Source organism: Cellulosimicrobium cellulans, from assembly GCF_001722485.1.
GTDB lineage: Bacteria > Actinomycetota > Actinomycetes > Actinomycetales > Cellulomonadaceae > Cellulosimicrobium > Cellulosimicrobium cellulans_A.
In genome coordinates, this window is sequence record NZ_LWGL01000112.1 from 1 (window position 1) to 10753 (window position 10753).

The following is a 10753-nucleotide window of genomic DNA, read 5'->3' on the forward strand; positions in this document are numbered from 1 at the left end:
CTCGCCGCGTGCGGCGGCAGCCCGCCGTCGGGCGCGCGCGGCGGCGCAGAAGGCGGCGACGGCGGGACGCGCTCCGGGACGGACGGTGGCTCCGGCGTCGCGGCGGGCGAGGTCCTCGCGCGGACCGACGACGTCCCGGTCGGCGGGGCCGTGGGTGTCACCGTGGACGGCGCCCAGCTCCTCGTCACCCAGCCGCAGGAGGGGACGTTCGCCGCCTTCAGCGCGGTCTGCACGCACCAGGCGTGCACGGTCGCCCCCGGCGACGGCGAGCTCGTGTGCCCGTGCCACGCGTCGCGGTACGACCTCGCCACGGGCGCGGTGCTGGGCGGCCCCGCCCCCTCACCGCTGGCCGAGGTGCCCGTGACGGTCGACGCGGGGCAGGTCACGTCGGCGTGAGCCGTGCCCGCGTGCCGGACGTCACGACGGCGGGCGCGCCGAGCGTTCGTAGACTGTCGGGGTGACCCCACCCACCGTCGCCGGCGGCACCGGTCTGCCGCTGCGCCCCGAGCTCGCCGGCATCGAGCCGTACGGCGCGCCGCAGCTCGACGTGCCCGTGCTGCTCAACGTCAACGAGAACCCGTACGGGCCGAGCCCGGCGGTCGTCGCGACGGTCGCCGAGGCGGTGCGCGAGGCCGCGACGGGGCTGAACCGGTACCCGGACCGCGACTTCCTCGCCCTGCGGGCCGACCTCGCGGCGTACCTCGGCACCGAGTCCGGCGTGCGCCTCGACGCGGCGCAGCTGTGGGCCGCCAACGGCTCGAACGAGGTCATGCTCCACGTGCTGCAGGCCTTCGGCGGCCCGGGCCGCACCGCGGTGTCGTTCGCGCCGACGTACTCGATGTACCCCGAGTACGCGCGCGACACGCACACGCGCTGGGTCGTCGGCCGGCGCGCCGAGGACTTCGCGCTCGACCCCGACCACGCGCGCGAGGTGATCGCGCGCGAGCAGCCGTCGGTGGTCCTGCTCGCGAGCCCGAACAACCCCACCGGGACGGCGCTGCCCGCCGCGACCGTCGAGGCCGTGTGCGAGGCGGCGCTCGCGGTGGCCGTGCCGACGGGCGGCGGCGGCAGCGCCCCCGCGGTGGTCGTCGTCGACGAGGCGTACGGCGAGTTCCGGCGCGCGGGCACGCCGTCCGCGCTCGAGCTGCTCGAGCGGTACCCGAACCTCGCCGTCGCGCGCACGATGTCCAAGGCGTTCGCGCTCGCCGGCGCGCGCGTCGGCTACCTCGCGGCGTCGCCGGCCGTCGTCGACGCGCTGCGCGTCGTGCGCCTGCCGTACCACCTGTCGGCCGTGACGCAGGCCGTCGCGCGGGCCGCGCTTTCCCACGCCGGCGAGCTGCTCGCGCAGGTCGAGGAGCTGCGCGCCGAGCGTGACGCGACGGTGGCCTGGCTGCGGTCGCTGCGCCACCCCGACGGCCGTGCGCTCGACGTCGCGGAGTCGGACGCGAACTTCGTGCTGTTCGGCACGTTCGCGGACCGGCACGCGGTCTGGGCGGGCCTGTTGGAGCGCGGCGTGCTCATCCGGGAGACTGGCCCGGACGGATGGCTGCGGGTGTCGATCGGCACCCGCGACGAGATGAGGGCGTTCCGCGACGCCCTCGTGGAGGTGGCAGGACTGTGAAGCGCACCGCGCGCATCGAGCGCGCGACGTCCGAGTCGAGCGTCGTCGTCGAGCTCGACCTCGACGGCACCGGACGGACCGAGATCTCGACGACGGTCCCGTTCTACGACCACATGCTCACGGCCCTGGGCAAGCACTCGCTCATCGACCTCACGGTCGAGGCGACGGGGGACACGCACGTCGACGCCCACCACACGGTCGAGGACGTCGCGATCGCGATCGGCGAGGCGCTGCGCGTCGCGCTCGGCGACAAGCGCGGCATCTCCCGGTTCGGCGACGCGACGGTGCCCCTCGACGAGGCGCTCGCGCTCGCGGTCGTCGACGTCTCCGGGCGCCCGTACCTCGTGCACTCGGGCGAGCCGGCGGGGCAGGAGTACCACCTCATCGGCGGCCACTTCACGGGCTCGCTCACGCGCCACGTGCTCGAGTCGATCGCGCACCACGCGGGCATCTGCCTGCACGTGCGCGTCCTCGCGGGCCGCGACCCCCACCACGTCGTGGAAGCCCAGTTCAAGGCCCTCGCCCGCGCGCTGCGCGCGGCGGTCGCGCCGGACCCGCGCGTCGAGGGCATCCCGTCCACCAAGGGAGCGCTGTGATCCAGGACCCGAACGCCACCACCCCGGGCGACGACCTCCCCGGCGGCACGGACGGCCTCGACGGGATCGAGATCCCCGACGACCTGTCGTCGCTCACCGGCGGCTCCGCCCCCGACCTCGTCGCGCTCGTCACGCAGATCGCCGGCGCGGAGCCGCTCGCCGCGGCGTGCTCGCTCGCGCAGGTGGAGGCCGACGTCGTCGCGACCGACGTGGGCGCCGTCGCGGTGCTGCGGGACCCGTCCGGCGACGCGCCCGCGCACGCCGCGGCCGCGCTCACGACCCTCGTCAAGGGCGTCCCGCTGATCCTCGTGGAGCGCCGCGGGGAGCAGCTGAGCATGACGCGCTGGAGCGACGGCGCCGCCGAGGACACCCTCGCCCCGGGCCTCGTGCTCGGCGGGGCGCCCGAGGCGCTCGAGGACCTGCTCACCGGCGCGACCACCCTCGCGGACCTCGACGGCGTCGTGGCCAGCACGTCCATCTCCCGGTGGAAGGCGATGCGCCTGCTCACCGCGGCCGGCCGACGGGCGCGCAAGCAGTGAGCACGGAGAGCACCGAGAGCACGGCGAGCAGGGACGCGGCCGCCCCGGCGCCCGACGCGACCGCCGGCACGGGGTCGCGCCGGCCGTCCGTCGTGGTGCTCGACTACGGGTTCGGCAACGTCCGCTCCGCCGTGCGCGCGCTCGAGCGCGTGGGCGCGGACGTCGAGCTGACCGCCGACCGGTCCCGCGCCCAGGAGGCCGACGGGCTCGTCGTGCCGGGCGTCGGCGCCTTCGCGGCCGTGATGGAGGGCCTGCGGTCCGTGCGCGGCCACGAGGTCGTCGGCCGCCGGCTCGCCGGCGGGCGTCCCGTGCTCGGCATCTGCGTCGGGATGCAGGTGATGTTCGAGCAGGGCGACGAGCACGGCACGCTCACCGAGGGGCTGGGGGAGTGGCCCGGCCTGGTGGACCGGCTCGAGGCCGAGATCGTCCCGCACATGGGCTGGGACACCGTCGACGTGCCCGAGGGCAGCGTGCTGTTCCGCGGCATCGAGCACGAGCGCTTCTACTTCGTCCACTCGTACGCCGCGCGCACCTTCACGCTCGGCGACGACCTGCCCGCGGACTCGCCGATCCGCCGTCCGCTCGTCACGTGGTCGGAGCACGGTGGCCGGTTCGTCGCCGCCGTCGAGAACGGGCCGCTGTCGGCGACCCAGTTCCACCCGGAGAAGTCGGGCGACGCGGGCGCGGCCCTCCTCGAGAACTGGGTCCGCTCGCTCTGACCCTCCCGGGCACGGGTCCCGGCGCACGCGCCGACGGGCCCGGCCCCCGCACACCACCCGGCGCGGACGTCCCGCGCCACGACCGATGGAGATCCTCGTGACCGACCGCCTCGTGCTGCTCCCCGCCGTCGACGTCGCCGACGGCCAGGCCGTCCGCCTCGTCCAGGGCGAGGCCGGCTCGGAGACCTCGTACGGCGACCCGCTCGCCGCCGCGCTCGACTGGCAGTCCGGCGGCGCCGAGTGGATCCACCTCGTCGACCTCGACGCGGCGTTCGGGCGCGGGTCGAACGCGGAGCTGCTGGCCGACGTCGTCGGCCGTCTCGACGTGCAGGTCGAGCTGTCGGGCGGCATCCGCGACGACGCGTCGCTCGAGCGCGCGCTCGCCACGGGCGCGCGCCGCGTCAACCTCGGGACGGCCGCGCTGGAAAACCCCGAGTGGACGGCGAAGGTCATCGCCGAGCACGGCGACCAGATCGCCGTGGGCCTCGACGTGCGCGGCACGACGCTCGCCGCCCGCGGCTGGACGCAGGAGGGCGGCGACCTGTGGGAGGTGCTCGACCGGCTCGAGGCCGCGGGCTGCGCCCGCTACGTCGTCACCGACGTGACGAAGGACGGGACGCTGCGCGGCCCGAACCTCGACCTCCTGCGCGACGTCGCGTCCCGCACGGACGCGCCGGTCGTCGCCTCGGGCGGGATCTCGAGCCTCGCCGACCTCGAGGCGCTGCGCGGCCTGGTGCCCGCGGGGGTCGAGGGCGCGATCGTCGGCAAGGCGCTCTACGCCGGGGCGTTCACGCTCCCGCAGGCGCTCGACGTCGCGGGCCGGCCGTGACGGCCGACGAGCACGCGGTCGGGGGCACGGGCAAGGCGCTGCCGCCGTCGTCCGGCTTCTCGGGCGACGACGGGTCGGCCGACCCGGAGCTCGCCGCTGCGCTCGCCGGGTACCAGGCCGGGCGCGTGCCGCTCGCGGACGTCGTCGAGCGCCTCGCGCACTGCCGCGTGCTCGTGCCGATCCTCGCCGAGCTCGGCCGCGCGGAGCAGGGCGAGCACGGGCACGCCGTCGACAAGGAGGCGTCGGCCGGCGTCGTCGCGCTCCAGGCGCCGGACGGGCGTCGGGCGCTCCCGGTGTTCACCTCGGTGGCGTCCATGGCGGCGTGGCGGCCCGACGCCCGCCCGGTGCCGGTCGACGCCCGGCGCGCCGGCCTGTCCGCCGTGAGCGAGGACTGGTCGTTGCTCGTCGTCGACCCCGCCGGGCCCGTGACCGCGCTCGTGCCCCGCCCGGCCGTGTGGGCGCTCGCCCAGGGCAAGCCGTGGCGGCCGGCCGTCGTCGACGGCGTGGTGGACCCCGAGGTCATGGCGGCGGTCGAGACCGCCGTCGCGGGGGTGCCGCACGTGGCGCGCGCGTGGGCGGAGCCCGGTCGCCGGGCCGAGGTCGCGGTCGTCCTGCGCATCGACGCCGGGCTGGACCGCGCGGGGCTCGACGCCGTGCTCGCCCAGGTCAACGGCGCGCTCGCCACCGACGAGGTCGTGTCCGAGCGCGTCGACGGGCTCGAGCTGCGCGTCGGCCGCGCGGACTAGCGCCGGCGGCGTCCCACCGTCCACGCGACCGCCACGGCGACCGTCGCGACCGCGGCGAGGACCTGCCCGCCGAGGATCACCCGGTTGAGGTCGAGCGCGGGGTGCCAGTGCGCCCCGGTGCCGTCGACGACGAACACGCCCGTGCCCTTGACGCGGACGCCGAAGCCCCCGCCGCCGCCCGAGCCCTCGCCACCCGCGTCGCCGCCCTGGGCCGGTGCCGTCGGCTCGGTCTCCACCGGGCCGCCGCGACGGGAGCGCCGCCCCGGGGCGCCCGCTCCCGAGAGGTCCCCGGAGCCGGAGCCCCAGCCCGAGCCGGTCCCGCCCCAGACGGTCGCGACGGGGATCACGAGCGCGCCGTCGCGCTCGTAGGCGTCGCCGAAGACTCTGCGCACGCTCAGCGTGTCGCGCGCCGCCTGGGTGATGTGCGCCGGGTCGACGGCGGGCACGCCGCCGGGGTTCGCCTGATTCGTCATGCGACCCGAGGGTAGACCCGGGCGGGCCGCGCGCGCGAGGGTCCGCGCGCGCTCGCCCCTCAGCCCTCGCAGGCCGGCACGGGCGTGAACGACGCCTCGTCGGCGAGGAGGTCGCGCAGCGTGCTCACCGGCACGAGCAGGCTCTTGTCCGTCGAGGTCTTGGCGTAGACGACGCCGATCACCCGCCCGGCGTCGTCGAGAGCGGCGGACCCCGAGCTGCCCGGCTCGACGGGCGCGTCGGTCACGAGGACCTCGCCCAGGTTCTCGTGCAGCGGGTCGGTCGTCGTGCCGATGACCGACCCCTTCGTCACGGTCAGCCGGCCGCCCTCGGGGTACCCGACGACCGTCACGGCGTCGCCCGGGGCCGGGTCCTGCTCGGCGAGCGTCGGGGAGGAGGGCAGGTCCTCCGCCGTGCGCACCACGGCGAGGTCGGCGAGGGCCGCGGTGCTCGCCGTCTGCGCCGCGATGTCTCGGCCGTCGTACGTGAGCAGCTGCAGCGAGCGCGAGGAGTCGACGACGTGCTTGTTCGTCACGAGCGTGCGCGCGTCGAGCGCGAAGCCCGAGCCCGTCGACAGCCCCTCGCAGCCGACGTTGCGGATGCGCACCGCCATCCGGCTCACGGCGTCGGAGCCGTCGGGGGACAGGTTCTCCGACCCGGCCGGCTCGGCCGGTGCCGCGAACGAGGGGACGACGTCGTCGGGGACCGGCTCGGGCAGCGGGGGCAGGACGCCGCAGCCCGCCGCGAGCGACGCGGCCGCGATGCCCACGAGAGCGGCGCGCACGGGGTCCCGGCGTGCGCGGCGGGTCGCTCCACGCGTGGTGCCCGTGGTGTCCGTGGTGCCTGCGGTCATCCGGCGAGCTCCTGCTGCAGCTGGGCGTTCGCGTCCGTCGCGGCCTGGCACAGCTCGTCCACCTGCGCGGAGAAGCGCTCGAGGTCCGCGGGGTCGTACGCGTCGCGGTCGCCCAGGTACCCGATGAGCTGCGCCTGGGCCGTGGTGCACTGGCCGAGCGCGGCGGCGACGGTGCCGGCGGCGTCGGAGACGCGGCTCTGGTAGTCCAGGTACTGCTGCGAGGCCTCGTTCTCGTCGCCGAGCTGGGCCTTCTCGTTCGCGAGGTCCGTGATCCGCTGCTGGGCGGTCGCGAGCTGCCCGCGCGCCGACTCCAGCTCGGCGTTCGCGCCGTCCAGCTCCGCCTGGAGGCGGGCGACGTCCTCGCCGAGCGCGCGCGACGTCGTCTCCCACTCGGCGCTCGACTCCTGCCACCGCGCCGTGGTCACCCACAGGTACGCGCCGACGCCGAGGGCGGCGGCGAGCAGCACGGCGAGCACCACGACGGCGACCACGGGCCCGCGGCGACGTCGCGGCGCGCGGTCGGGGGACGAGGTGGGGGAGACGCCCGGTCGGTCGTCCGGCGGTGCGGGGACGGCCTCGCCGCCCGGGGCGGCCGACGCCGGCGCGAAGGACGGCGGCACGCTGCCGCGCGGGACGCTCTCGGGTGCCGGCGGGACGCTCAACTGACGGCGCCCGTGTACTTCTCGCCCGGCCCCTCACCGGGGGCGTCGGGGTAGACCGAGGCCTCGCGGAACGCGAGCTGCAGGGACCGCAGGCCGTCGCGGAGCGAGCGCGCGTGCTGGTTGCCGATGTCGGGGGCGCTGGCCGTGACGAGCGCCGCGAGCGCGTTGATGAGCTTGCGCGCCTCGTCGAGGTCGAGGTGCCCCTGCGCCTCGGCGTCCTCCGCGAGCCCGCACTTGACGGCCGCCGCGCTCATGAGGTGGACGGCGGCGGACGTGATGACCTCGACGGCGGCGACGTCGGCGATGTCGCGCACGGCGTCCGCGGTCGCGTCCTGGGCGGGGACGTTCTCGGTAGTCATGCGCACCATCTTCCCATCCGCACCGCCCGGTGCTCGCCCCCGCCCCGCGGCCTGCCGCCGGTGCGCCGGGACGACGACGGCCGCCGCCCCGAGCGGGGCGGCGGCCGTCACCGGTCGTGCGTCAGACGCGGACGGGCTCGGTCGCCGTGGCGGGCTGACCCGTCTCGACGGGCGCGCCCTCGGCCTCGAGCGCGACGCGCAGCGCCGCGCCGAGCTCCGCGTCGACGTTCGTCCAGTACTGGATCGCGCGCTCACGGATGTCGGCGCTCTTCACCCCGCCGACGTGGCCCGTGATCGTCTCGAGGAACCGGGCACGCGCCGGGCCGTCGAAGACCTCGCGGTACAGCGTGCCGGCCTGGCCGAAGTCGTCGTCCTCGGCGTGGAGCGTCGCGGCCGAGCGCGTGAGCTCGCCGTCCGCCTCCCAGCCCGTGGACTCCGCCGCGCGCGCCGGGTCGGCGTGCGCGCCGCCGACGCTGTTGGGCGCGTACACCGGCGTCGTGGCCGAGGAGAAGGAGTAGCGCATCGCGCCGTCCTTCGAGTACGAGTGCCCGCCCTCGGCCGCGCCGCGCGGCGCGTTGACCGGGAGCTGCGCGTGGTTGGTGCCCACGCGGTACCGGTGCGCGTCGGCGTAGGAGAAGATACGCGCGAGGAGCATCTTGTCGGGGCTCGCCGCGATGCCGGGCACGAAGTTGCTCGGCGCGAACGTCGCCTGCTCGATCTCCGCGAAGTAGTTCTCCGGGTTGCGGTTGAGCTCCATCACGCCGACCTCGACCAGCGGGTAGTCCGCGTGCGGCCACACCTTCGTGAGGTCGAACGGGTTGAAGCGGTACGTCTTGGCGTCCTCGTACGGCATGACCTGGACCGAGAGCGTCCAGCGCGGGAAGTCGCCGGCCTCGACGTGCTCGTACAGGTCGCGGATGTGGTGGTCGGAGTCCGACCCGGCGAGCTGCGACGCCTCGTCGTTCGTCAGGTTGTCGATGCCCTGCTGGGTCTTGAAGTGGTACTTGACCCAGAAGCGCTCGCCCGCGGCGTTGATCCACTGGTAGGTGTGCGAGCCGAAGCCGTCCATGTGGCGCCACGACGACGGCAGGCCGCGGTCGCCCATGAGCCACGTGACCTGGTGCGCCGACTCGGGGGAGAGCGTCCAGAAGTCCCACTGCATGTCGTTGTCGCGCAGGTTCGAGCCCGGCAGGCGCTTCTGCGAGCGGATGAAGTCGGGGAACTTGATGCCGTCGCGCAGGAAGAACACCGGGGTGTTGTTGCCGACGAGGTCGTAGTTGCCCTCGCTCGTGTAGAACTTCAGCGCGAAGCCGCGCGGGTCGCGCCAGGTGTCGGGGGAGCCCTGCTCGCCCGCGACGGACGAGAAGCGCGCGAGCATCTCGGTCGTCGTGCCGGGCTGGAAGACCGCGGCGCGCGTGTAGGCGCTCACGTCGTTCGTCACGGTGAACGTCCCGAACGCGCCGCCGCCCTTGGCGTGCACGACGCGCTCCGGGACGCGCTCGCGGTTGAACTGCGCGAGCTTCTCGACGAGGTAGTGGTCGTGCAGGACGATCGGCCCGTCGGCCCCGACGGACTGCGAGTGCGCGTCCGAGGCGACCGGCGCGCCGGCGTTGGTCGTGGTGAACGGTGCGGTCATGCGTGCTCCTTAGTCCATGTGGCCCGGGGCGGGTCCCGTCGGGCCGTAGCGGGTCTTCGTGAGGAAACGGACGTCGCGGGGGCGCGACGACGCGTGCGGGAAGGTCGGAGGGGCGGCGGTCAGTCCGCGCAGTCGGGGCACAGGCCCCAGAAGGTCACCTCGGCGGTGTCGACGCGGAACCCCGAGGTGTCGCTCGGCACGAGGCACGGCGCCTGGCCGACGGCGCAGTCGACGTCCGCGACGGCGCCGCAGCGGCGGCACACGACGTGGTGGTGGTTGTCGCCGAGCCGGCGCTCGTAGCGGGCGGGGTGGCCCGCGGGCTCGATCCGCCGCAGCAGGCCGTGGTCCGTCAGGGTGTGCAGGACGTCGTACACCGCCTGGACGGACACGGAGCCGAGCGCCGTGCGCACGCTCTGCAGCACCGCGTCGGCGTCCGCGTGCTGGCGGGTGCCGACGGCGTCGAGCACCGCGAGGCGGGCCGCGGTCACGCGCAGGCCGTGCTCGCGCAGCTCGGCCTCGTGCTGCGTGCGTCCCGCGGGCTTCCCGGCGCCGGACGGCGCGGGGGAGGACGGGGAGGGCTCCGTCGTCATGACCGCCACCCTACCCGTTCTCTGGAACGATTCCAATGATGGAGGCGCTCCAGCGCGTGGCGGAGCGGACGCAGGCCGAGGGTGCCCGTCGCCGCACGGGCGCCACCCGGTGTCTCTGCTATCCTTGATGGCTGACCGACCTGCGCGAGACGACCGGCGGTCCGGCGCGGCCCCACGGGGTCGACCGGAGCCCGGAGGATCGCGCAGGTGCGCAAGTGGATCCCATCCCACCCGGGTCTCGACCGTCGACGCACGTCGCGACAGAGGCCGGGTCCTGGTCCGGACGGCGGTGCCTCGCGGCACCTCGTCCAGGCACGGTCGTCGCCGCACGCGACGACGACCGGATCGATGGCCTCCGCCCTGCGCTCAGGGTCGGGGGCCTTCCTCGTCCCGGGCGGTCCACCGACGACTTCCTAGGAGCATCACATCAGCGAGCCTCGCATCAACGATCGGATCCGCGTCCCCGAGGTCCGACTCATCGGTCCCGGCGGGGAGCAGGTCGGCGTCGTCCGCACCGAGGTTGCCCTGAGCCTTGCCCAGGACGCCGACCTCGACCTCGTCGAGGTCGCCCCGGACGCACGCCCGCCCGTCGCCAAGCTCATGGACTTCGGCAAGTTCAAGTACGAGTCCGACATGAAGGCGCGCGAGGCGCGGCGCAACCAGGCGAACACGGTCCTCAAGGAGATCCGGTTCCGCCTGAAGATCGACCCGCACGACTACGGCACGAAGAAGGGCCACGTCGAGCGCTTCCTCGCCGCGGGCGACAAGGTCAAGGTCATGATCATGTTCCGCGGCCGCGAGCAGTCGCGCCCCGAGATGGGTGTGCGCCTCCTCCAGCGCCTCGCGGAGGACGTCGCGGAGCTCGGTTTCGTCGAGTCGATGCCCAAGCAGGACGGGCGCAACATGACGATGGTGCTCGGCCCCGTGAAGAAGAAGGCCGACGCCAAGAGCGAGCAGCGCAAGCGTGCCGAGGAGGCCGAGCCGCGCCTGACGAAGTCCGCGCAGCGGGCCGCGGCCAAGGCTGCCGAGGCGCCCGCGGACGACGCGACGGAGCAGGTCGAGCCCACCGCGGCGGCTCCGGCGGCCGAGGCGGCCCCCGCCCCCGCGGCGGCTCCCGAGGCCGAGGCGGCAC

General features: G+C 75.4%; 14 protein-coding genes. 8 read left to right on the plus strand and 6 right to left on the minus strand.

The features are described from left to right. The 7 genes from JZ5iCDA_RS12205 to JZ5iCDA_RS12235 all read left to right on the plus strand — a co-directional run. On the plus strand, window positions 1-396 hold a 396-nt coding region (locus JZ5iCDA_RS12205; protein ID WP_069387424.1), incomplete at its 5' end, for a Rieske (2Fe-2S) protein. Between the two features lie 61 nt (window positions 397-457). After that, window positions 458-1621 (plus strand): histidinol-phosphate transaminase, encoded by a 1164-nt coding sequence (locus tag JZ5iCDA_RS12210; RefSeq protein ID WP_069387425.1) that lies wholly within the window; start codon window positions 458-460, stop codon window positions 1619-1621. After that, window positions 1618-2217 carry an imidazoleglycerol-phosphate dehydratase HisB gene (hisB, locus tag JZ5iCDA_RS12215; RefSeq protein ID WP_069387426.1) on the plus strand — a complete coding sequence of 200 codons (600 nt, stop codon included), beginning with the start codon at window positions 1618-1620 and terminating at the stop codon, window positions 2215-2217. Before JZ5iCDA_RS12210 ends, hisB begins: the two co-directional genes overlap by 4 nt. Then, entirely contained in the window at window positions 2214-2756 is a 543-nt protein-coding gene (locus JZ5iCDA_RS12220; protein ID WP_366246667.1) for a hypothetical protein, read from the plus strand. The genes hisB and JZ5iCDA_RS12220 overlap by 4 nt, the downstream gene beginning before the upstream one ends. Then, complete coding sequence (hisH, locus tag JZ5iCDA_RS12225) at window positions 2753-3475, plus strand: imidazole glycerol phosphate synthase subunit HisH (RefSeq protein ID WP_139123092.1); 723 nt, start codon at window positions 2753-2755, stop codon at window positions 3473-3475. Before JZ5iCDA_RS12220 ends, hisH begins: the two co-directional genes overlap by 4 nt. Before the next feature lie 97 nt (window positions 3476-3572). Then, window positions 3573-4304, plus strand: a complete 732-nt coding sequence (gene priA / locus JZ5iCDA_RS12230) for a bifunctional 1-(5-phosphoribosyl)-5-((5-phosphoribosylamino)methylideneamino)imidazole-4-carboxamide isomerase/phosphoribosylanthranilate isomerase PriA (RefSeq protein ID WP_069387434.1) — start codon at window positions 3573-3575, stop codon at window positions 4302-4304. After that, window positions 4301-5050: an SseB family protein gene (locus JZ5iCDA_RS12235; protein WP_069387427.1), complete on the plus strand. Its 750-nt coding sequence runs from the start codon at window positions 4301-4303 to the stop codon at window positions 5048-5050. The genes priA and JZ5iCDA_RS12235 overlap by 4 nt, the downstream gene beginning before the upstream one ends. On the opposite strand, the gene JZ5iCDA_RS12240 is transcribed toward JZ5iCDA_RS12235, so the two are convergent. The 6 genes from JZ5iCDA_RS12240 to JZ5iCDA_RS12265 form a co-directional block, all read right to left on the minus strand. Continuing rightward, on the minus strand, window positions 5047-5523 hold the full coding sequence (locus tag JZ5iCDA_RS12240) for a hypothetical protein (protein WP_139123094.1): 477 nt from the start codon (window positions 5521-5523) through the stop codon (window positions 5047-5049). The two genes, JZ5iCDA_RS12235 and JZ5iCDA_RS12240, sit on opposite strands and share 4 nt — an antisense overlap. Before the next feature lie 59 nt (window positions 5524-5582). Next, on the minus strand, window positions 5583-6374 hold the full coding sequence (locus JZ5iCDA_RS12245; protein ID WP_069387429.1) for a S1C family serine protease: 792 nt from the start codon (window positions 6372-6374) through the stop codon (window positions 5583-5585). Beyond that, window positions 6371-6865, minus strand: a complete 495-nt coding sequence (locus JZ5iCDA_RS12250) for a hypothetical protein (RefSeq protein WP_069387430.1) — start codon at window positions 6863-6865, stop codon at window positions 6371-6373. Before JZ5iCDA_RS12250 ends, JZ5iCDA_RS12245 begins: the two co-directional genes overlap by 4 nt. A gap of 167 nt (window positions 6866-7032) precedes the next feature. Beyond that, window positions 7033-7395, minus strand: a complete 363-nt coding sequence (locus JZ5iCDA_RS12255) for a DUF1844 domain-containing protein (RefSeq protein ID WP_069387435.1) — start codon at window positions 7393-7395, stop codon at window positions 7033-7035. 121 nt (window positions 7396-7516) lie between these two features. After that, window positions 7517-9031, minus strand: a complete 1515-nt coding sequence (locus tag JZ5iCDA_RS12260; RefSeq protein ID WP_069387431.1) for a catalase — start codon at window positions 9029-9031, stop codon at window positions 7517-7519. 119 nt (window positions 9032-9150) lie between these two features. Further along, entirely contained in the window at window positions 9151-9621 is a 471-nt protein-coding gene (locus JZ5iCDA_RS12265) for a Fur family transcriptional regulator (RefSeq protein ID WP_083259967.1), read from the minus strand. 477 nt (window positions 9622-10098) lie between these two features. On the opposite strand from JZ5iCDA_RS12265, the gene infC reads away from it, so the two are divergent. After that, the coding region (infC, locus tag JZ5iCDA_RS12270; RefSeq protein WP_253182072.1) for a translation initiation factor IF-3 at window positions 10099-10753 on the plus strand (655 nt) is incomplete at its 3' end.